The organism is Fibrella forsythiae, assembly GCF_017353175.1.
Taxonomy (GTDB): domain Bacteria; phylum Bacteroidota; class Bacteroidia; order Cytophagales; family Spirosomataceae; genus Fibrella; species Fibrella forsythiae.
In genome coordinates, this window is the sequence record NZ_JAFMYW010000001.1 from 555750 (window position 1) to 577758 (window position 22009).

General features: G+C 54.7%; 20 protein-coding genes. 5 read left to right on the forward strand and 15 right to left on the reverse strand.

Annotated elements, in window-relative coordinates; translation table 11 throughout:
* Positions 1 to 2: 2 nt before the first annotated feature.
* The 10 genes from J2I46_RS02740 to J2I46_RS02785 all read right to left on the reverse strand — a co-directional run bounded on the left by J2I46_RS02740 (position 3) and on the right by J2I46_RS02785 (position 12312).
* Entirely contained in the window at positions 3 to 722 is a 720-nt protein-coding gene (locus J2I46_RS02740; protein WP_207327388.1) for a hypothetical protein, read from the reverse strand.
* Positions 719 to 1066 (reverse strand): hypothetical protein, encoded by a 348-nt coding sequence (locus tag J2I46_RS02745; RefSeq protein WP_207327389.1) that lies wholly within the window; start codon positions 1064 to 1066, stop codon positions 719 to 721. The genes J2I46_RS02740 and J2I46_RS02745 overlap by 4 nt, the downstream gene beginning before the upstream one ends.
* A 42-nt stretch (positions 1067 to 1108) precedes the next feature.
* Positions 1109 to 1354 carry a hypothetical protein gene (locus tag J2I46_RS02750; protein WP_207327390.1) on the reverse strand — a complete coding sequence of 82 codons (246 nt, stop codon included), beginning with the start codon at positions 1352 to 1354 and terminating at the stop codon, positions 1109 to 1111.
* Between the two features lie 2 nt (positions 1355 to 1356).
* Positions 1357 to 1944 (reverse strand): hypothetical protein, encoded by a 588-nt coding sequence (locus J2I46_RS02755; protein WP_207327391.1) that lies wholly within the window; start codon positions 1942 to 1944, stop codon positions 1357 to 1359.
* 4 nt (positions 1945 to 1948) lie between these two features.
* On the reverse strand, positions 1949 to 3841 hold the full coding sequence (locus tag J2I46_RS02760) for a hypothetical protein (protein ID WP_207327392.1): 1893 nt from the start codon (positions 3839 to 3841) through the stop codon (positions 1949 to 1951).
* A gap of 10 nt (positions 3842 to 3851) precedes the next feature.
* Entirely contained in the window at positions 3852 to 4172 is a 321-nt protein-coding gene (locus J2I46_RS02765) for a hypothetical protein (RefSeq protein WP_207327393.1), read from the reverse strand.
* Positions 4172 to 6397, reverse strand: a complete 2226-nt coding sequence (locus J2I46_RS02770; RefSeq protein ID WP_207327394.1) for a hypothetical protein — start codon at positions 6395 to 6397, stop codon at positions 4172 to 4174. The genes J2I46_RS02765 and J2I46_RS02770 overlap by 1 nt, the downstream gene beginning before the upstream one ends.
* 2 nt (positions 6398 to 6399) lie before the next feature.
* Positions 6400 to 9138, reverse strand: a complete 2739-nt coding sequence (locus J2I46_RS02775; protein ID WP_207327395.1) for a putative Ig domain-containing protein — start codon at positions 9136 to 9138, stop codon at positions 6400 to 6402.
* Positions 9138 to 11513, reverse strand: a complete 2376-nt coding sequence (locus J2I46_RS02780; RefSeq protein WP_207327396.1) for a hypothetical protein — start codon at positions 11511 to 11513, stop codon at positions 9138 to 9140. Before J2I46_RS02780 ends, J2I46_RS02775 begins: the two co-directional genes overlap by 1 nt.
* A gap of 439 nt (positions 11514 to 11952) precedes the next feature.
* A complete protein-coding gene (locus J2I46_RS02785) occupies positions 11953 to 12312 on the reverse strand; it encodes a hypothetical protein (RefSeq protein ID WP_207327397.1) in 360 nt (119 codons plus the stop codon).
* Between the two features lie 80 nt (positions 12313 to 12392).
* Here J2I46_RS02785 and J2I46_RS02790 point away from each other — a divergent pair, with 80 nt between their 5' ends.
* Positions 12393 to 13280 (forward strand): SGNH/GDSL hydrolase family protein, encoded by an 888-nt coding sequence (locus tag J2I46_RS02790; RefSeq protein ID WP_207327398.1) that lies wholly within the window; start codon positions 12393 to 12395, stop codon positions 13278 to 13280.
* Between the two features lie 4 nt (positions 13281 to 13284).
* Here the strand turns inward: J2I46_RS02790 and J2I46_RS02795 are convergent, their stop codons facing one another.
* From J2I46_RS02795 to J2I46_RS02805, 3 genes are read right to left on the reverse strand one after another with little or no spacing between them, the layout of a single operon-like run.
* Positions 13285 to 15237 (reverse strand): SGNH/GDSL hydrolase family protein, encoded by a 1953-nt coding sequence (locus tag J2I46_RS02795; protein WP_207327399.1) that lies wholly within the window; start codon positions 15235 to 15237, stop codon positions 13285 to 13287.
* Between the two features lie 7 nt (positions 15238 to 15244).
* Positions 15245 to 16495, reverse strand: a complete 1251-nt coding sequence (locus J2I46_RS02800) for a hypothetical protein (RefSeq protein ID WP_207327400.1) — start codon at positions 16493 to 16495, stop codon at positions 15245 to 15247.
* A 28-nt stretch (positions 16496 to 16523) separates the two neighbouring features.
* Positions 16524 to 18605, reverse strand: coding sequence for a hypothetical protein (locus tag J2I46_RS02805; RefSeq protein ID WP_207327401.1), 2082 nt, complete (start codon positions 18603 to 18605; stop codon positions 16524 to 16526).
* 309 nt (positions 18606 to 18914) lie between these two features.
* Here J2I46_RS02805 and J2I46_RS33440 point away from each other — a divergent pair, with 309 nt between their 5' ends.
* From J2I46_RS33440 to J2I46_RS02825, 4 genes are all read left to right on the forward strand, one after another.
* Positions 18915 to 19544: a sugar transferase gene (locus J2I46_RS33440; RefSeq protein WP_374758077.1), complete on the forward strand. Its 630-nt coding sequence runs from the start codon at positions 18915 to 18917 to the stop codon at positions 19542 to 19544.
* 12 nt (positions 19545 to 19556) lie between these two features.
* Positions 19557 to 19874 carry a hypothetical protein gene (locus J2I46_RS02815; RefSeq protein ID WP_207327403.1) on the forward strand — a complete coding sequence of 106 codons (318 nt, stop codon included), beginning with the start codon at positions 19557 to 19559 and terminating at the stop codon, positions 19872 to 19874.
* 23 nt (positions 19875 to 19897) lie between these two features.
* Positions 19898 to 20299: a hypothetical protein gene (locus J2I46_RS02820; RefSeq protein ID WP_207327404.1), complete on the forward strand. Its 402-nt coding sequence runs from the start codon at positions 19898 to 19900 to the stop codon at positions 20297 to 20299.
* A gap of 174 nt (positions 20300 to 20473) precedes the next feature.
* Positions 20474 to 20779, forward strand: a complete 306-nt coding sequence (locus J2I46_RS02825; RefSeq protein WP_207327405.1) for a hypothetical protein — start codon at positions 20474 to 20476, stop codon at positions 20777 to 20779.
* Positions 20780 to 20790: 11 nt separating this feature from the next.
* Here J2I46_RS02825 and J2I46_RS02830 read toward each other — a convergent pair whose 3' ends face one another.
* Together J2I46_RS02830 and J2I46_RS02835 are read right to left on the reverse strand one after the other, a co-directional pair.
* The gene (locus J2I46_RS02830) at positions 20791 to 21024 is read right to left on the reverse strand and encodes a hypothetical protein (RefSeq protein ID WP_207327406.1); all 234 of its coding nucleotides are present in this window, start codon (positions 21022 to 21024) and stop codon (positions 20791 to 20793) included.
* A gap of 117 nt (positions 21025 to 21141) precedes the next feature.
* Positions 21142 to 22008 (reverse strand): HNH endonuclease, encoded by an 867-nt coding sequence (locus J2I46_RS02835; RefSeq protein ID WP_207327407.1) that lies wholly within the window; start codon positions 22006 to 22008, stop codon positions 21142 to 21144.
* Between the last annotated feature and the right edge of the window lies 1 nt (position 22009).

Sequence of the window (22009 nt, forward strand, 5' to 3'; positions counted from 1 at the left end):
GGCTAGTTTGCTTTAGGTACCCGGCCCGGTGAGACGACTGTCGATTGCTCGGGCAGCGTTATACGGGGTGGAGTGAACGTGGATTTTCGCGTACGTTCAACAGTGACATTTAACCGGACAATAGCCTGCTTCAGCGATATGATGATGTCGGTCAGCGTGTCGAGCAGGCGGGACTGCGCAGACAATTGCGTTGCCTGTTGGTTGATGGTCTGCTTTAGTTCTGCGGTTTCGGCCCGGTTTCGTAGCACCTCTTTCGTCAGGCTATCATTGCGGGCTTTCATTTTCGTGTCCAGGATAGCCGCCGTTTGCTTGGTATCCTGCCCCGTCTGCGCTTTGTGTTCCTTATAGGCAATGACCAGCGAGATGGCGCAGATTATCAGCAAGCCGCCACCACCTACGCCAATCAGGATTTTGCGGAGCATGACCGTATTGGCTACCGAGACGACCAGACCAGGGCTTGCCCGTACTTGAAAGTAGCCCAGCGTAAAAATGAGCCCAGTCGCAAATTGAAGCAGGTAAATCGGCGCGGGCAGGGGGTGCCCACCCGTCAGCGGCGTACCCATACACCAGAGCGCCAGACCGGAGCCCAGCCACAGTGAATAGATATAAGCCCGCTTAGCCGTTTTTTGCCGGATCTCAATCAGGGCCTGGCAGGTGATAACAATGGCAAGTAACCCGATCTGGCCTAGCCAGAAATAGGGGTTGACTAGTAGGGAAGTCATGGGGTCGGTGGGTTAAGTGTTTCGTCCTTCTTTTTGTCGGCCCATCCCAGCGCAAAGGCGAGTATCCGTTGGGCGAGGTAGCCGCACAGAAAAGCCGCTAGTCCAGAAGGAACCGTTACGGTGACTGTTGTTTTTGCGATAACTGATAGAAAGCCAGAGACGACCAGCGATAGCCACAAGCCGACTAGCGGCGCGCAGTAGTAGCTGGTGACCGTACCGGTAAAGATTAGTACTCCCTTTTTTTTCCATGATAAATCAGCGGCTTTGTTAAGTGCATAGATGGTACTTCCCATAAATCCACCGACAATAATTGTCCAGATTTCGGGGTCAAGAAATACTTGCATGGTCTCATAGTTATAGTGCAAGGGTTGTCACTTGTTCCAATGTCACTCGATTGGGTCAATGGCTTTTGAGCGCTGAATAACAGCCGAAAGGCCCATCCGCAGCGCCCCGAACAGAATGACCAGCACCCCAAACAGAATCAGGCCATTGCCGCTTCCGAAGTAGCCCGAGGCGGCTGCTCCGGCTCCGTTAGAGCCAACCAAACCGTCGGCCACGATCTTGGCCACTTCCATGTTGCCGATCGTGCGCGAGGTAAATTGATACCGGTAAGGCGTCGTTTCGTTTGTCATGGCTAAGCGGGGCTGAGAATCAGGTAATACACCTCATCGGCATCCTTGAAGCCGGGTTTACCGCCAATGGTAATGAACAAGGGCAGGCCCGTTGGCAGCACGGCATCACGCGCCTCGTCGGCATCAGCAAAGGCAGGTTGACCCGAACCGTACACCGATACGCTGGCCCCGACCGGCGGCAGGGTACCGTAGCTCATGATAAATTCAGGCGGCTCAACAGGCAGCCCCTCCACGTACGCGGGCGGCTCGGCCAGCCACTGAAACTTGAACCACGCTCTCGGCTCGCGCTTGCCGCCGATCAGTTCAAACAGGTAGCCGAAATACACCCCCATGCTGGTTAGCGTATTCCGGTTGGCGTCGGCGTTCCAGCGTAGCAGGCCTGCCGTTAGTCCCTCTGGCCGGTCGATATCACCATCTTCCAGCGTCAGGGCGACCGTCGATTGCCCGGCCGGATAGAGGACAATCCGGAAAATCTTTCCTGTCAGATCGAGCGCCACATTGCCGGCATAAAACCGAAAGTCGGCGGGTGCACTATCGTCAATCAGCAATCGCTGAAAGCTGGCAAACGGAATATTGGGTTGAGAATTCATGAGGCTAGTTGATAACGGTGCGGGTAATTGGCGCGGGCGGCGTCGGATTCAGCCCGTAGAACGGCACGTTGTAGGAGCCCGTCCAGGTAAATTTCTGGCCGAGCAGGTTGGTGAACTGGAACCGCCAGTTTTCGGGCTTAGCCTGCTCGAATCCGGCCGGAATGGTCCAGGCGTCGTAGGCCGTATCCCGGTTTTTACACCGCAGCGTCCAGCTACCTGATTTGGTCCCGTTATCCAGTTCAATCCAGGCGGTGATGTCGCGATCATGGGCCGGGTTATTCACATCCTGACAGGGATAGACCCAGGTACCGAACACGCGCCGTCCGTTCTGCTCCTTCATCAGCCAGACGATGGGCTTGTCGATTTCACGGTCGCCTACGTCAACATTTCCCTTCCAGATGAAGCGCTTGGGAATGATGAACTCGATCTTGTTCTGATCCATCAACTCGAAGAGCACCGGGAAATTCTTGGCCTGGTAATTCCCCGCAATCATCATCTCGAACTGCCCCAGCGCCAAGGCCCGTTTAGCCACCAGCGAGCCGCCCTCGATCTGGCTATAGGCCGCCCCCTGGGTCATGTTGTAGTACGCTTTATCACTCCAGATGATATTGCCATGGTAGAGCAGGCTCCGCATAAAGACCTGAAAGCGCGTGCTGCGCGGATTGAGCGGCCGGTTGTTGCCCGTTGCCGGATCGTATTCACCCTCTCCCCCTTTATCGGGATTTCCCATCGATTCGGCCTCGGTCTCATCGCGGTACCAGCCACACAGGCGTATACCTTCCAGGCCCGGCCGGATATCAACGGTACCTTTGGGGTAAGGCATAGTGCCGGGCGTCTGGTTACCGTCGTAGGCAATGGGCGTATTGCACAGCCAGCGCCAGTCGCACAGGATCTTCTCCATTTCTTCGTACCACATCTGAAGCCAGTACAGGGGTTCGTAGGAATACACGATGCTCTGCACGCCAAAGTTGGTCACCCGGTCGGTGGGGTAGTTCATGACCACGAGCTTAGGCTTACCCGATTCATCCAGCTTGATACTGCCGTCGCTGTTTTTCTGCCACAGGCTCCGGTCGTCGAAGGTGCGGCGGGCGTACTGATCGCGCCCCACGAAGGCCCCATGCGTTCGATAGTACGTAACAACCGGGTTTGCGTTAATCTCGAAGTTGCCCGAAGAGCCGAACCACTCCGACCCGCTGTAGCGCATGTATATATCGCCATCCTGCCGGTTCTTGATGTAGGAGACGATGTTGGCCAGGCTTCCCCCGTACTGGAAGATTTTGGCGTTATCGCCCGCGTCGACAATACCCTGAAACAGGCCTAGATTCGCCTGCCGGGTGAACAACTCCATCCGCTCGGGCGACGTTGGATCGGCGAACGTTTCAATATCGAAGCCCACCATGCCGAGTCCGTTTCCCCGTCCGGCCAGGTACGTTCGACGACCAATCTCGAAATAGATACTACCGTCATCGCTGGTCACCGCCCGGTTGTTTCCGTAGGCCGCTACGTGCACCTTCCGCGGGTCAGAATCAGGCATCGACGCCGCCCAGGCCTGCGCCGCGCCCTTGGCATCCGCATCGTGCAGCATCCGGTAGCGTTTGCTGATGGGCAAATTGAGGCGATCAACAATGATGTCGCGCTCCAGATGCGTAAACCCGGCGTTAGTTAGTCGCCGGGCATTTTCGGCGGCCGAACTGGTAAACGGTACACCGAAGCCCATAATGAACGGGCGTGAGGTTGGAATCGTCCAGCCCGACGGAAACCGGCTAACCAGCAGCGTGTTCTTGGCCAGTTGCGGGGTGAAAGCGAAAAAATTGCCCTGTGGCAAGGGCGCGGTCTGTTTTTGCGCGCTGGCTAGCCCGGCGGTCAGTAGAAGAAGAAAAAGAAATAGCCGTTTCATGATAGTCAGTTTATAGTAGTGGAGCAGAATCGGTAACGAATGGATTTCCGTCGAAGCCAGTGCCGGTTTCAGGCGTCGCCAGCGTACCCGGCGCGCGCCCTTCGGCCGTACTGGCCGTGGTGCCCGGCGCGGTGGTTTCCACCTGAATATTGGATACCTGACTAACCGGGTAGGAAACGGCCGTTGGATTGAGCCGAAACCATGCCTGACAGGCTGCCTGCGTAGGCAGGTCCGAGGGAACAAAGCGGACGTTGGCCGCCGTCAGCGCGGGGCGGGGGTCAGTATCTTTACCCAAAAAACAGGCGTATCCGCGCAGATTTAGAATGGCCATTAGCTGGAATAGGGAAGGGTGTCAACGATGTTGATCTGAACCGGATTTTGAATACCCCCACAATCAAACCAGCGCCCCTGTGCCAGGTTGTCGGATGAGGTCAGCATTTCGGTCGTGGTGTAGTTGGTCGTATGGGCCTCGTCAGGCGTAGGTACGTTGACGATATCGGTCTGCATACCCCGCTGGATACACAGCTGGGCAATAGCTTTTGCCGAGCCAAAGGACATCTCATTGTTTGCCTGCCCAAAACACAGCCCAGCCGCTCCCCGTAACCGGTATTCATTGATTTTGTCAGCTACCTCTGAGGCGTTTTTAGCGCTTGCATTGCTAGTGTAAGCGCCATCGACTACCCAGTTGGTATCTGACTCAATGAGCATTTTGGCGGTTGCCGGCTTATTGGAACGGATCAAATCAGCTTGTAGCCCCGCAAACGCGTAATAGTCTGGGTTGACCTTAACGATCTGGGATTTTGCTGACATCCGTTTCCAGTTACCAACGCCCGGATTCACCGCCCCCGCGCCGGTGATGAGACCATAGTCGTCGCCAATGGGGCAGCTTGGTACAATGGCATGAATCAGGTCCGAAACCCATTGCTTGAAAAACATATAGGTTTCCTGCCGGTAGACGTACCATTTGACGCCGAGTGCTCCCTGAAACGAATCCATGCCCAGGTAATGCCCCGGTGCCGGTGGATTGCTGGTCGTACCCATTCTGGTTTTGAAATCCGCAACCACGCCATCGCTGTAATCGCCCAGATGCAGAGCTCCATTATCGCCAATTTCAGCAGGCCAGCCATCCTCCTGTCTGCCCGTATAGGTGTAATTGATGCCAAAACACACCCCATCCTCAATGTCCTGTTTGAAGTCATTGGCAATCTTTTTGACATACATTTCAGCGTAATACCAAGGGTTGTTGGTATCCGTAGAGCCACCGGCCACGTACTGCCGCAGAAGATCCAGTCGGGGCGAAGCCGAGCCGGAACCACCAATCGCCCCCGTATTGAAGCGAACCACGTTGTCGGGCGTAACGATCGTATCGCCATTGCCCACGTTTTCCCGCGCAAAATGGAAGCGTACGCCGTAGCGTTTACCCGCTGCGCGAATACCGGCCTGCTGATTGCGATACATGACGTGTCGCCGCCATGTCGTCCGGTTTTCCTGATAGTGGCTCCACGGGATTAGTATCAGGAATTTATTGCCCGGCCATTCGGGGATATAGGCGTTTTTGTACTCACTGCCTCTACTGTAGGCAACCGTTCCGTATTGATCGTTGGGGTATACACCGCCGACGGCCTGACCTGGGCCATCCTCGTTCATCAGGTTGTAAATGAGACTAAACTGGGTCCAGCCGCTTATTGTAGGCACCAGGGGGCGTACGTTACTGACGGCCAATCGGGTATAGGTCGTAACGCCGCCAGCCCGCACTCGGTCAACAGCGGCCCCAATTGCCTCATTGTCTACCCGGTCTACAAAGTAGACGTTACTAGCCGTTAGGGCTGGCTCCGGCGTTCCATCAGGAGCATTGAATAAGGCAAATCCCGTATGCGCGCTCCCGCCCCAATCAAAGAGCAGCGGGCCACTACCAATACGCTGAGCACGTGAGGTAGACTGTTCGTCCGGCGTCGTCACCGTAAACGTGAACGGGCCTGCGAAAACCTGAATCTGATTCCCTGAATCACCAACGGCCAGTTCAGGCCCGTTGGCCGTCACCTCAATGCTTTCCGAATAAAGAACCGCCAAGCTGGCGTCCAGAATCTGGACGGCGTATGTACCGCCTGGAATGGGGTCATGCAGGGCGGCATAGTGCGGCTTGGCCGTAACGGGAATCAGCCCGTCGCGGCCGTACCCGTCGGCGGCATACACCATTTTTTTAGCCGTCGCATCAACGGCGGCCGTATTACCAGTTGCCACCACCCGGCTGTAGAGCGTCTGGTCCGCCGCCCCATTACCCGGCCCGTCGGTGAAGGTGGAGAGACTGCCGCCGCCGTTTCCATTACCGTTCCGGCCGATGTAGAACCGAACGACACCGGGCGCAGGCTGCGAGCCACGAAGTCGGTTGACGCCCGGCATGGCCTCCTTCAGCTTGCGGTCGCGCTCGGCATCACCGGCAAACAGGGCGTTACCTTCCTCGACGCTCAGATTGTCAGCGTAGGGGTAGAAGCGATCCACTCCCTGCGGCGCGTAGGTGTTGCCAACTTTTTTGTTTCGGACTAGAATGTGGTTCATACTTAGCTTTCGGCAAGGGGGGGAAGCGGTTCGGTTTTGCTGGCCACGGTCCAGTCGTAATAATTCTCCAGCCAGAAGCCGTAGACGGCGTAAGTGGCCGGGTTGCGGGCTACCTGCAGATGCAGGTAGTAGTTGCTCACTCCCCCCGGCGGTTGGGCGTAGGTACCCGTTCCCGGATTAGTACTCTTATTGGAATAAATCTCAATGATTGTCGTCGTGCTGTTGAGCAGCGCCAGCGCATCGGCGTAATACGGACTCCGGTTACGCAGGCGGTCGGTGTGGTGACGGATCAGCCCCCGCTGCGAGATAGTTACTTCGGCCTCCAGCACCCAGTCGGTGCCACCCAGGGAGCGAAGCCGGCCGCGCACCTGGGTGATGGTTGGCAAGCTGATCATGAACAGCTGGGTGGCGCTGGTGGTCAGCCCCGACGTATTAGTCGCCGAATAGGTAGCGCCGATCTGGCCCGACGTTTCGGCGTAACCCGACACTTTACGCGTGGCGGCCTCGAAACTCAGACCTTCGGGCATATCCGTCAAAGAATACGTCAGGGTCTGATTCTGCGGGTCGGTGAAGGCCGGTAAGACCGTCTCGAAATACGGGGCATCGGCCCCCAGATTGAGCGTAGGCAAGGCCGGGGCCACCGGCGGCAACACCTGCGGCGCGCGAATGGTCCAGTAGAAACTAGCCATCGTCGTGGCCCCTTTCGTATCGGTGGCCGCGTACTGCATCGTATACGCCACATCGGCCGACCCCGAACCGGTTGGCGTACCCGACACCGTGCGGGTACTCGCCGTAAACGCCAGGCCGGGAGGCAAACCCGATGGCATGGCATAGGTCAACCCGTCGCCGTCGGGATCGGTGAAAGCCGGTAAGACAATAGTGATCGCCGTACCCCGGTAGCTGAGCCGGTCAATCACCGCAGGGGCTACCGGCGCACGGTTGGCGGGAACACCGATGGTAATCCGCAGCGACCCCACCGAGGAAGCGCCGTGCGAATCCGTAGCGGTCACGGTAACGGTCAATATGCCCGAGGCACTCGGCGTACCACTGATTTTTTTGGCACCTGCATCGTAGGCAAGCCCCTGCCCCAGGCCGGTCAGCGCGATCGTTACCGCATCGCCGTCCGGATCGCCAATGGCCGGTAAGGAATAAGCAAACGCAAGGCCTACCGTTGCCGACTGATCAGCCAGCGCAGGCATAACCGGCGGGCGGTTAGCTGGGGTTTCCGGCGTTAAGGTGGCCTCGTTGGAGTAGTCCGATTCGCCCTGTTTGTTGCCCGCCAGCACCCGGAACAGGTACGTTACACCCGCGCCATTGACCTTTAGATCGGGCGTTGAGAAGCCCGTATCGCCACCGAGCAGGTCCACGAGTTTCTGCCACTCGCCCCCCTGCGGCTTAAACTCAACGCGCTGATAGTCGGCGTTGGTGGCGTTGACCACCCAGTTGAGTGAGACAACAGCGTTTGTCCGGGAAGCGCGTAGCGCCGACGGTGCCAGTGGTTTGGTGGGCACATCGACCAGCGTAACGGTGACCGACTGCTGATCGACCAAAACGGTACCCAGGTACAGTTCAACCTTGACGGTAATTTTGCCCGTCAATACGTCGGTCCCACCGGGACGCGGGAAAATCCAGGCGGGTAACACGCTTGGCCCGGCGTTGATGTCGGGAATTTTCCAGCCGTGCCATGAACCGTCGGCCAGTTCAACATACAACGCAATCCGGTCGTAGTCTTCCCGCGTCGGTACGTTAACAGTATGGTCGCGGATCAACACCCCGATATTGGCGTTAGTGGCGGGCAACTGCGCCTGTGAGTTGTTCGTTAACCCACCCAGCCGAACCGGCGGTTGCCCTTCACCGCCCAAAAAGACGTCGTAGATGAACGTATTGAAACGCACGGATACTTCATCCGACCACGGACTAACCCCGTAACTATTGGTGGCCCGTACACGGTAGGTTTTCGTTACCGCGTACCCAATCTGGCTAATATTGGTTGATTGGCTGCGTGCCGCCAAACTGGCCTCCGCACCCCAGGTACCGTCGGCGTTTTTTACCTGCACTTCCACCCTCGTTTCGCGCCCATCCGCCAGCCGCCAGATCATCACCGCATCGGTGCCGGTGCCCACTTTGGCAATGGATACCGACGTTGGTTTGCCCGGTGCCAGATTGCCCGCTTGGGTTGGGTCAGGTTCGTAGTGGGCAATAATCTCGTAGTCGGCCGTCGTATCGACCGGAACCGGCTCGTAATGGGCAATGATCTCGTAATCGGCCACGGCGTTACCGCTCAGCAGTTCGCTCAGTCGCTCGATTGACAGGCTGGAAACCCCGTCCACCATCTGCCCCTTGTACTCGACCCGCGTTTTGACCAGTACGTGTGACGCATCGATGGTATCCGGGAAAGCATACGCCATATACCCGCCCGTCAGCACAGGCAGGCTGGTATCGTTGCCCTGCGCCGTTACCGCGCGCAAATCAGGTGTTGGTGTGTAATTTTCGTCGGTCGGGTCACGCTTGAAGGGCTCGCCAATCTGAAGATTACCTGAATCACTAACCACGAACTCAAAGCCATACTCCTCCCCCGCCGATTCGGCATCGTAGAAAATCCGGTACGTGGCCGCCGGAAAACCGACCTGCCCATCGGGAGCCGTAGCAACCGGGCCGCTCAGGTACGTCGACTGGCCGTCGTACCGGTAGCGGTCGTTCGCTTTGGGCTGAGTAACCTCAACGGTGAGTAGGTGTCGCATCAGACTTCGTTGGCTTTACGGACAAGTGGAGAGAGTTCAAGAATGGTGGCCGTGCCGCGCTTTACGCTCAGGCGCGGAGCCTGCACGGTTTCGGCGGGCGTATCAACGGGTATGACGCTGTTGAGCCACAGAATCGGGCCGGTGTACTTGGGCAGGGGTTTGAAAGGCAGAAAGCCGCCGCCGTTGTCAGTCGGGGGCTTCGTCTTGGGCGGGCTTGGCGTGGTATCCGTGTAATCGACCCCGCCCACCGTTTCGGGCGTAAAGGGTATCTCGCCACCCTCAACCAGGTAGGCGCCGGCCAGCAAGCCCAGCGCCGTACGCCGGATTTCCAGCGCCGACGTGTCCCAGAGACCCTCCGCTACCGCATAGCTCCAGCGCACGAGTTGCACCCTTGCCGACCCCGCCCAGTCGGTGAACCGAACGAGCGTGAGCGGCCCAAACGGTAGTTCGCCAACCAGCGCGCCATCGAAACGCTGACAGGTAACAGCGGTCTGAGCGGCCCGTTCGGTGGCACACCACAGGGCCAGCGGCCCACCCAACCCGTTTGCCTGATCGGGCTTATCGAATCCGAAGGCGCCGGTGTAGCCGGTTCCGGCCTGATCGCGCATCAACAGCCCCGTATCGGTATCGCCGATGGGGGCGAACGTCGCATCGGCGTACTTAAGGGTGATGGGGTCGCCATCGTCCCGTTTCAGATTCGAGGCCGGAATAATTTGGTTGGTGACCGTGTAGCGTCGGCCGGTGTAAGCATTTTCAACCTGCGCGATCAGCACCGTTTCGGCGTATTCAATCCAGCGTTCCGATGCCTGCGCGCCGGGCAGGGCGTTAGCCTGAGAGAAACCAATTTCGTAGTACAGAATCTGCGAGGCCTGCATGCCCACGACCGAGAATGCGTTCAGGGCCACATCGAAGTCGGCCCACTCGGTGCGGGTCGTCACTACGTTACCCACCCGGTTGACGTTTTCGATCTCGATACCGTACAACTCATACCGGGGAGGATTGTAGAGCCAGGTACCGTCCTCGTTAAGCAGAAACTTATCGGGACCGGTGCCCGAAAACAGTTTCTTATCCACCACTGCCCACACGACGATTTTGGCCGCCCGTGTATTTTTTAGCCGAAACTTACCCCGTAGCCGCAGCGCACCTACCGACCGCGTGCCAGCCGGGAAAACGACCCGTTTCTTCAGGCCGATGGGCTGGTAGGTCAGGCCCAGTTCGTTGGTACCGGCCCCGTCGATGTGCAGCCGGAACGGATTGTCGGGCTTGCCATCACCCAGGCGAGAAAACAGCGTATGCGCCGGGTCGTACTTCTCCCAGCCCGCTGGCAGATTGCCGTCCAGCGCCGAAAAATCCCCGTTATCGAGCAGCGACTTGGGTTTCCCCCACGTCTGCTCGACGCTCACAACCGGCGTAAGTGGCTGAGGCTCGGTCTTCGAACCGCCCGCTACGCGGAGCGTGTAGCCCGGACCAGCTGGTACGGTAAACGAGAGAATACGCCGCGTTGGCCCGTTCGTACCATCGGGATTGTCGGCTGGCAGTGGATAGTCGCGTACGTAAACATCCTCAGCGCCTGGCAGGGGCAATTGACCCGGCGGCATCCAGCCACCCGCCAGTTCGTTGACGCGCACGAACCACCAGCGGCCGCCCCATTGGAGCAGGACCGCATCCATTTCCTTGCAAAACTCATCCAGTACAGCGAACGCGCTGGGCGGATCTTCCCCTGCGGGCCGGAACGCTTCGCCGTTGTTGAAGAGCCTAGCCAGTGGGTCTTTGCCGTCGGGGTTGATCCGGTCGTTGATGGGCGTCAGGTTGCAGATACTCGACAGCGGTAACGAGAGGCCGGTTTGCGCCAGCAGGCCTTCTATTAAACGAAGCCGCGAGATTGGGCCGACGGGGTACGTACCGGCCAGCGTCACAACGGGCCTGTTCTTGAGCGTCGATAGGCCACACGAGGCCGTGAAGGTCACCTCGTGCGAAATCGAATCGTACTCTTCCGTTCCGGCGGCTGCCACCAGCAAGCCCCGGAAAAGCGGCTCTACCTGGCTAATGGAGACAATCTCATCAAGCCAGACCTGTACCTCGCGATCATTGTTGGGGTAGACCGCCGCGGGTGACCAGTGCGGCTGAGTGACCAGCGTCACCGATAGCCTTTGCGGCAGCACTTCCCCGAAGCGGATATCGCGCGTGTCTTTCCCCTCGATCAATACCGGCGATTCGGTGCCAACGACCGATACAACAGCCGGAGCCGAGGTCGCCTCACGTAGAAACCGGAGTCGATACTGCCGCGCAGGCGGCTCAACCGACGTTGGCAACAAATTAATGTAGCCACGGGGCGGTATCGACCAGAAGGTGAGTTCGAGAAACGGAAACAGCATCAGCGCGCAGGGGAATTGCGCGCAAAAGTGGGCTACCCCATTCCGCCTGAGGCTAAACGCCGTTAAGTTTTAGCCTAATTCAGCAGCCCTAACTCATGGGCTATTCTCAGCAGCGTAGCTACCGCGGTCAGACATTTGCAGATTATATCGAGAAGGGCGTTTGCATCGGGACGCTTAGGGCGGGGTTGTTTAAGATTCATGCCCCGAATGTCCCGGTTAGCGCACTTATGAAACAGGTCAGAACTCAATCATAGACCATAGAAAAACCCCACCAGCAGTAGCCGACAGGGTTTCTTTACTACTATCAAGATGAACTTAGAGCGTCAAACGCCCAGTTCATCGAGACTAACTACTAGATCGGCCTGCCTGTTCCTGTGTCAGGTGTTCGTCCTCATCGAGCAGGAGCCGATCCCCGGCCTGGTTGCGGATGTCGATCATGTTAGGGCCCCAGGTAGATAAAGGTGGTTTTGCCCAGGGCCAATAGATTCACGTTGGGCATGTTCGTGGTCCAGCCAAGGCTACTGGCCACGGTACGCTGGGTGCTGGTCAGCGAGGTCAGCGCCCGTCCGTCCGCCTTGACCCAGCCGCTCCGGTCGATCTGGCCTACGGTCGAGTAGATATCGACCGTTGAGCCGGGCAGGGGAATAAAGAGCGTCGGCAGCTGGGTCAGGTCGGTGTAAATGCCAGTATGCCCCGCCGTGGAAATGCCCGATCCGATTACATCTCTTGCACGTATACGGACGTCGAGATTAGGCAGGGCAAAGCCTAAAAGAATAATACACAGCAAAGTGAGTTTCATCTGTTCAATACGTTTAATAAATAGTCATCTGATGTAAGTAGTCAAGCAGTTACATTTAGAGCGTTAAATCCACACCATTCATGAAAAAAGTATACTATCTCCTGATAGCGTCAGTAGCGTTATTCCTTGTTGTCGAAGTGGCCGGACGCTGGCTTGGCTTAACTAACTATCCCCTCTTTGTTGCTGACCCTGATTACGAATACATCTCAGCGCCCAATCAGGATACCCGCGTGTTGGGTAAACATTTTGTCACCAACCAGTTTTCCCAGCGAAGTAGCCCGGTAACCGCGTCGGATACGTTAGTGTATCTGCTCATTGGCGATTCGGTCGTCTGGGGCGGCGTAACTATTGACCATGATAGCCTAGCCAGCACCCGCCTTGAAAAACAGCTTCGGTCCAAGACGGGCAACCCCGTTCGGGTACTCAATATTTCCGCTAAGTCGTGGGGGTCGGATAATGCTGTTGCCTACCTGCGCAAGCACGGCACTTTTTCGGCTGACCGTATCATATTGGTTGTGTCGAGTCACGATGCCCACGATAACATGACCCACGTACCCATAGTGGGCATTAAGGATAGTCACCCGGCCAAAAACAGTCTGCTCGCCTGGTCCAAAATCATTGAGAAGGTTGAGCCAATGATTAGTAGCAAACTGGGTCGCAACGTTTCCACGATTGATGTATCTGGTCTGACCCAATCGGGGCCCTTCAATTCTGGCTTCGAGGCACTCAGACAACTGACCGACAGCCTGCATATCCCCTTTCTGATCTACCTGCACCAGACAACGCCCGAGTTGAAGCGGGGCCAGATTGAGCAAGGCGGCACAGAAATACAGGCTTATTGCCAACGGCATCAGATTCCAATAATCATGGGCAAGGAAACGCCTGATCTGTATCAGGATTATATTCACCTCAATGACAGGGGCCAAAAAATGCTTAGCGACCGTCTGTTTGCTGCGTTGCATAAATAGGTCGTTAGTATTGTAACTGCGGTAGTTTTTCCTGCACCGCCTGCGCCATCCAGATATGCCCCTGGCTCGTTGGGTGCGTCCCGTCCTGAGTAGCGACGTTGGTAATGATATAGCTATCCCCCACGGCGGGCGTAGGACTAACCGAATCGTTCCAGAGCAGTTGGTTCGTGATTGAGTTATTCAGGCAGCGTACCAGATTGTTTGCCCCGCCAGATGTGAACTTGATGCTATACCCCGCGTATTGCAGCCGCGTAAATGACTTGGTGTTGTCTGATATACCGATGCTTGAATTACCACCAGTGACCGAGCCTGACACAAGGGTGCCATCGGCAGGAATCCGCCAGAAGCCACCGTCCTGAGTCAGCACGTTGGCGCTATTCACTTCGACATACTTACAGACATCAATCACGTCCACCAGTCCGGTAGCTGCCGCCTGCGCTACAAAGCCCGTTGCGCCTGTATCGCGAAGCCAGGCATTCACCGCCAAGCGCGTGGTTTCGGTGGTACCCTGGGTCGCCTGATTCGAGATGGTTGCCCAACCATCGGTGCTGTTGGTGCGGGGCAGGATCGTGCAGGTAAAGAACTTGATACCCCGATCGGTGTATAGTTTGGCGATGGTAAGCAGGCTGCCTTTTATGGAGGAAACTCCCAGCGACAGGTCGTTGGTACCATAGTTGCAGATCACGTTGCCGCATAGCTCGGTCAGGCCCAGCCGGAGGCGGTTCATGCGGCGATCGGCAAACTGCACGGCCTGTTCACTGCCCTGAGGGACGTACGTATAAGCATACAGCGGATCAGTGCTGGCGTTGTACCCCATCTCGTACTGATTACATAGGGCACGCACGCCAAAGCCGCCCCGGTTGCTTGGATAGCCAGCATCACCGGTACCTGACATGATACTGTCGCCAATCAGACCCACCGTTTTCTTGGGTGTTTTAGTCTTCCCCAGAATAGCGACCGGGTAATACATATTGGCCCCAGTGCGTATCGTTATATTTTGGTTATCATAGGTCAGCTCACCATCCGAGTAGCCTTCTCCGGTATCACGTCCGTCGTTGTTGGTCGAGCCGATGAAGCTCCCCCCACCGGGCACCACCGGGGTGGTTGCAATGGAGGGAGCGTAGGTGTTGACCACGGTCGTGATGGTGGCATTCGAGGAGAAAGGCAACACTGTGCTGACGCTGTAATAGATAGCTGTTGCGGCTGAACCGGCCGAAGTCATCCAAACCCGGTAGCCTATCGCAGGCGCAATCGAGGCGGGTGCTGACACTGTAATAGAGTTCGTTGATCCACTGCCCGTCGTAATGGACGTACCTGTGCTGGGAGCGCTATTGGACCCATCCAGAAACGCGTAGGTAATACTCACAAAGAAACTGGAACTGGCCGGCAGTGTACCACCCGTGGTCGTTGTGCTCAGGGCCGGTGAGGTTGGAGCCGTGGCCAGCATTGCCTGAGCGTAGCTGCGCACATAGAACCGTTCATTGGCAGCTACGTTAAACGATACAGGGTCAGAGATTAGCAGGGCTGACCCTTCGCAGATGCCGTAGCGTTTACCGCCAAAACCCAGCGGAACGGTCGATTGGCTCTGGTCTGAAGCGGAACTGCCCTTTTTCTGTAGAGCCGCACCAATAGTGATGGGGTTGGTGTTGGGATACTCCCCGTAGTTGACAGTTCTATAATTGGCATAGATAACGCGGACCTGGGTGGCGTCGGTCAGCGCAATATGCTCGGAGCGATATGTGCGACCCGTCACCGGATTGTTAGGTGTTCCGTGCAGGGTGTTGGGATTGGTCGCAATGATGGACCAGCCACCCAGGCGCTTATCAGCATTGGTGTAATCGTTCTTGGATAACCCCTTGCCCCCATCCTGCCGGAAGATGGTATCGAAGGTGTTGGAGAGTTGTGCCTGAGCAACAGACGACAAAAAGAGAAGGGCAATGATGAGCCTGTTTTTCATAGGTCAGTTAGTTAATCGGAGCGGTGAGAATAATGTGTTTTTGGCCGGTGCTATCCAGGAAATAGAAGGCTTTGCCTCCGGTATTGGTATCGCCGGAGGGCACTTCGAAGACCTGCAACACTGTGGGCGTTCCTGTTACCTGGGCCGTGGTGGTTACTTTGTTGACCCCCAGTTTTCCGGTCAGGGCCGTGTTGAAGCTCGCTAGATCGGGAGCTCCCACCTGAGCGGCCGTCGTGTTGTGGGGGTTGTTCGTATTTCCCGTATGGTTGCTTACGTCAGCCCGGTCGTTGATCCGGTTAGTGGCGTACAACGACGTCTCCAGCTTAGCGTTTAGTGCCGAGCTGCTCAAGTACGAGGGAATACCCGTCAGGTTGCTGAAGGCCAGCGGTATTGTCAGCATGGCGTTGTAGGTAGCCAGTGCCTGAGCGGCCGAGGCTGCTGCGTTGGTCGCAGAATTTCCGGCACTGGTGGCCGATCCGGCCGCACTGGTCGAATAGCCCTGTGAACTGGTCGAATAATCTTGGGATTGTTGGGCCGATTGACCAGCCGAGGTGGCGGCGTTGACCGAACCGTCGCGGGCCGTCTCCGATCCGCTGCGAGCTGTTTGAGCGGCCTGCCGGTCTGACAGTGCGGCCGAAGCACTACCGGCCGCACTGGTGGCTGATCCGGCCGCTTTGGTCTGCGAGTCAGCAGCACTCGTTTTGCTGGAGAGCGCCTCCGCCGCTTTGGCGGAGGCAATACCCGCCTGTGTCGTAGCAGTGGCTGCGTTGCTTGCTGCCGCAGCCACTGAACCGTCCACTGCAGCCGCCAAGGAATCGCGAATCTGGTTAATGTCAGATCTAGTCAACGTGGCAATGTTGATGGTGCCCAACGTACCCGTCGCTCCCGGATTGATCTCCCGAACAAAATACAGGTAGCCAACCCTCACTACGGTCTGCGCGGCCCGAATTTCCAGCCAGATGCGCGAGGGTTGCCGGGCGGTTTGCGCGCCTGTCCAGTCGAGATAGTACGTGTTGCCGACTACCCGTACCGCAGGCTGATCAATGGCCGGCAGCGGAAAGGTAAGCGGCGGGTAATCGTAATAGGCCGTGGCTGAAATGCTGACCGGGCTACCCGTTACGGTGATCGTACCCGAATACGAATAGGGTGACGAGGGATAAAGCTTTAACGGCGCTGTTGACAGATTACCGGGCAGATTACCCTGCGCTACGGCCGAAAGCGACAGGCATACCAGTGAACAAACAAGTAGTTGTTTCATGTAGTGAGGCATAAGCGTGAGGCGGGGTCTACGGTTCAAGCTGGACGGTGATGGTGCCGGAGACGGTATTGGCAGGCGAAGCCGTACCCTGATTGACGACCTGGCCATCGGTAAAGTAGCCACCGCCGGGCCGCTTGCCCTGGCGCAGAATAAGCGGCGCGGCTACCGTACCCGATACCACATTGGCGTAGGTACCAGAACGAAGTACCACCGTTTCGTAGCTTGGCTCACGGCCGAGCGCGGCCGACCCCCACGAGGAAAGCACCGAACTTTTCAGCACGTTATTGTTCGAGGTACCACCAAACTGCACGATGGCCTCGGCGTTGAACAGGTTGGTACAGGTGGCCGTGATGCTCTCGATGCTCGACAGACGGGTATTCATGTCAATACCGCGCCCGGCGATGTAGAGGCCCCCTTTGATGTGCACATCCTTGCAGTCGTACAGCTGGAATGGACGTGACGTAACATTGAAGTAGCCGCCCTCCAGATAAATTTGCTCCGTACTGTTGCGCCCGTCGTCGGAGACCGAATAGCCTACGCAGGTTTCCAGACTAGCCACGGCCGTGTTGCTTTCGCCCTTCGCGTATTTGACGTTCACGAACTCATAGGCCATGTTTTTGGCGTTGGTTGAGTGATTGCGGGCGTGGTAGATGTTGGTAATCAGGCCCGACAGACTGGTCGCCATCCGGTTGAACTCGCCACTATTGGCCGCCGAGTTCCTGAACCGATTGGCGGCGATGGTCACGTTCGTGAGCCGCACGGCATCGTAGCCCTGGGAAAGGATTTCCACCCCGCAGCGGGGGATGTCGATAAACTCGTTATCGTGCAGGTAGAGGTTGGCCGACGTACCGCCCGAGTTGCTGGAGGTGCTGTACTGAATGACCCCGAAACCGTTGAAATTGCCAGTGTTGGTGCCGACGAATTTGCAGTATCCGATTTCCAGCCCGTCAAAGGAGACCAGCTCGTTGGTAAACACCATCGGGTAGCCCCCACCCGTATTGGTTGACTTAAACGTAATGCCCTTCAGATACACCCGGTTGACGGTATTCGAACCCTGAAACGTCATCACGTTCGTACCCGTCGAAATCAGTGTCGCGCTGGTCTGGGCCGTGAGCATGACGTTGGTCCACGCCCCGGTACGCGAAAAGCCGCCCGATCCATTGTCGTAGGGCGTGGCCGCATTGGTCAGAATACCCCGTTTGTTGGTCTGAGGCGTAGTGATGAAGGTGAGCAGGTCGGCGGTGTTAGTCAGCAGTACGTCGGTCATTACGCCCGGATTGGACCGGCTGACTGTACTGTCGGCGAAGATGTGATCGGCGCTGACCACCGAGCCGCCCGGCGCGACAGTACCCGACGAACCACCCGTTACCGTCGTTGACGTGGGCGTGACCCAGGTGAACTCGTTACCATCGGCCTGCAATACCTTACCGGCGGCGTACCCGTCGCGGCTCTTGAGGTAGCTTTTGACGATGACGTTCACGTCGCTGGCGTTGATGTAGTACTGACCGGCGCTCTGATCGTAGAGCAGACCGTTACCGGCCGACAAATAGCTGCGTACCGTGGCGGCCGATACGTTGGCCGTCGAGTTGGTGGGCGGTGAGTTCCATGTGTTGATCTGCGCGTCGGTGACGAACCGGTAACCCGGGCTTTGAATGATGTTGGCCGGATTGGTCGTATTAACGTTAGGTACGTTGCTCAAACCAACCTGGTCTTTTGTCGTGCCGTGCGGATTGTTGCTGTTACTGACGTGGTTGTTGAGGCCAATCTGGGCGTTGTTGCCCGCTGCTAATGCCGCCGCCGTGGCTGCCTGATCTGCTGTTCGATTGCTGTTGTAGAGCGCCGTTTCGAGTTTGGCCGCTAATGCTCCCGAAGTTAGGTAGGAAGGTACGCCCGTCAGATTGGTGAAGGCGACCGGCCCCGATACGTAGGTTCCACTACCGCCCCCGGTGGCCGTGCCGGAATAAGGTTTCCAGGCCGCGCCTTTAGCCGGGTTACCCGTCGAGTAGTACGGCTGGCCGTTGATTTCGGCGGTTTGTTTGATTGGCGTCACCGTTTGCGCCCTGGCCAACGTGACTACAAATGGAAGGAGAAGAAGGAGGAATCGTTTCACAGAAATTGCGTCTATATGCGCAAATCTGTCCTATTGCTGAGGGTGCAAGGCTAAACGCCGTTAAGTTTTGGTTGTCCGTTCACATGCCGTTTAGAGTAAATCGCGTACTGGCATTGGTTTTGTGTCTTAATTAGTCAAATTAGGTATGTTGGCTTTAAGCCAAGAAGTTGGTACGTGATAGCTCTAAATCTTTTTCTAATCTGAGTTGTTAGGGTGTTACCCCGTTGAATACCTTGGGAATTGAAATAGCCAACATGTACTCTTATGGAAGTAAGTTCATCGAATCCGGCACTTGACATTGACCTTTCAATGCCAGATGACGACTTCATTGTCGCTCATGGGGACAACGCGTATGATTTGGCTAAACGGATTTTTGATGTCACATTCTCTACTCTCGTAATTATTTCCGTACTGGTTTGGCTAATACCTCTACTTGGCCTTTTTATAAGATTAACATCTCCAGGTCCGGTACTAGTCTCTAGGCTTAGGACAGGCTACAAAGGCCGCCCATTTCGTTGTTTTAGTTTTAGAATTACAAGAGATAACAATAGGAATGAAACATCTCTGACGTCTAAATATGACATTCGGATTACCCCAATTGGTCGGTTATTGCGCAGAACGCATCTAGACGAGATGCCTCAGTTTATCAATGTGCTTTTAGGGGATATGAGCGTTGTTGGACCACATTCTCATTCACCAGTATTGGATGCCATGTATTGGGAGTCTAAGGGTTACCGTGCAAGATATTTGGTAAAGCCTGGTATTACAGGACTAGCCCAAGTAAAGTCGATGATGTCATCCAATTGGGATAAGAAGAATTTCCAACGAACGGTGAAATATGATCTTTTCTATATAAAAAAGAGGTCATCACAATTCGATCTAGCGATAGTGTTCATGACATTGAAGGCAATGATAGACGGAAATCAAAATACATGGTAATTGGTTGCCTTTATGAACGAACTTCTATCTTCTTTATCGGAAAAAGTTAAGCAGTTTATCGAAATATGTGTAACGCTGTTTCTTGATTTTGTATTGACTATTATTTTGTGGTTTATCAAATCGAAGACAGACTCATTGCTCGGATTTGAGAAGATGCAACAAAAAGATCAGGCATTTAAATGGATGATGATGTTTTCCACTTATGGTCTTTATATCGTTTTGTCGTTATTCATCATAGGGGACATTGCCAGACAAGCACTGAGAATATATATTCAGATCAGGCAACAATTAAAGGAGATCTCAGAGAGCCCATCATCGATTAATATGTGAGTAACTAAGATTACTCTTAAATTATGAATATGTTCAACCAACGCACATTATTTCAGCTTAGCGGTAAGCAGGTAATTCAGCGATATGTAGTTCGCTTTATAGTGGCATTCGCATTTGCTGTTATGCCTTTCATATACTTGCGTTATGGAATAATCGGCGTTAGTTTGATGATTTTTATGTTGATCGTAGGTGCGGCCTTACCAACTTACGTAATATCACTATTCAAAAAGTACGAAAAGAAGGGTAGCCAGCCAAAACAAATGGACTATGTTTTGATCATGGTTACTGTGGCAATAACACCAATTGTTTCTGCCCTAATATTAGTTGCTTTAATACCAGGACTAGTGATTAGTGCCTTTAGTTATCCATTCGTGGCTGGTCAGCAAAGTTTAAGACTGCCATTTCTCCGGCCTGGTAACAAGTAGTAAGCACTGGGATTATAAATTTTACATATGAGATCGCTTACTTTCTTAATTGCCTGCTTGTTTTCTGCCTTAACATTGCTGGTATCTCCCACCATAGCTCAACGCTCACAAAAGTGGGCCAATGCAATCGAAATTACGGCCGCCGTTTCGGACTCCACATTAATAGAGTCGGCCATGTCTGTGTTCGAAGATCAAGGGTTTGCCGTAGTCAAATCCGACTTCAAGCGGGGCACAATCGTGACCGATCAAAAATCAATCGGCGTGGCCAGCCTACGAATCCTGGGCGATGTTAAATCGGGCGTTCTACGACTTCGGGGCCAGTGGTCGGGTAGCGCAATGGGTATGCCCTTCACTAACGCAGTTTCGGCCAATCACGGTACCGCCCAAGAAAAAAAGACCTTTCAGGCGCTGAGTGAGGTCGCCCAAAAGGTCAGTGATAGTTTAACTGGCGCAACGTTGACCTACATAGAGATCAAATAAGCCATCTGATACTACCCCCGTCCAAGTATTTTACCCTGCCTTGCGGTTCGGGCTGCCTGTAGCTCGTTATCGTTACCGCGAATTTTTCCAGTGACGACTACCTCAACGCGCTGCGGTCCGTTAGTACCCCTATTCGCATTGGCCAATCGCTCTGCCGGAATATTGGTGGCTGGAGAGTCGAAACGCGCTGGTGAATAACCAACGGACCCACCCGAGGCGAACGGCAGCGTACCCAACCGATTCATTTTATCCAGCTTTGAGACACCAATGCCCCGCACCGCTGCGGCCCGCAAAACGTACTCACCATTGCTCTTTTGCCTAATAACTAGGGAAAGCTTGTATAAGGTCGCCTCGCACTGTTACTAAATTAATTTTTTCTGTCTAAATAATTCAAAAGTTGTAAGAATGATCCTTTGGTGTATTTGGGATGGCAGTTGACTTACTATAAACTTATCAAAATGAGTGTACACAAAATATGCCATACGCGAGTATTTCGACTTGGAATCTACTCGATAGAGCATTTGTGTGTACACTCTATACAAGGAATAGTTTAATGTTTGCTGATTGATTTTCCCATCAAAGAAATCAATCAGATGCTCTTTTATCTCCCTTAAAACTTTGTCTACAAGCTTTTTTCTCTCAACTACTAATAGTGTTCGCTTTAAATCGTAACACTTAATGGAAGCTTCTCCGTGAATTGTGAGATGATGGATTGTTCCGTCACGTTTAAAGTATAAGTGATCTTCGACAATATCTAGTTCAGGATTCAGTAATAGCGGATCCTCTGCTTTAAGCAAGGGAAAATCAGCACGACGTGATGCTTTATTAGGAAGAAGATTCTGCTTTACAACAGGACTTAAGACACGTAAAGACTCATTTGCCAATGGAAAATTATTTGATTTGGTCCTATTGCATTTCTCACAGGACAATATCAGATTAGACCACTCGTAACCTAACCAATAATACCCTAAGTGGCTCGTATTTTTAATACCATCTTTAGGACGATAATGGTCAACCCGAAGCACGCAAGTCGGAGATTCAGGCGACTCGCAATATGCACACTTTGAGTTATACAGTGTAGTTAAGGTGGCGTGAGATTGGTCTCTATAAAAATGAGTACTAAAACTGTGCTTATTTTTTTCTGATATTGTTAATTTAATATTATCCAAACATCCTTTTTTCAATAAACCGCTGGGTGGATTTGAGAAGTCTTTTTTGACGCTTATCATG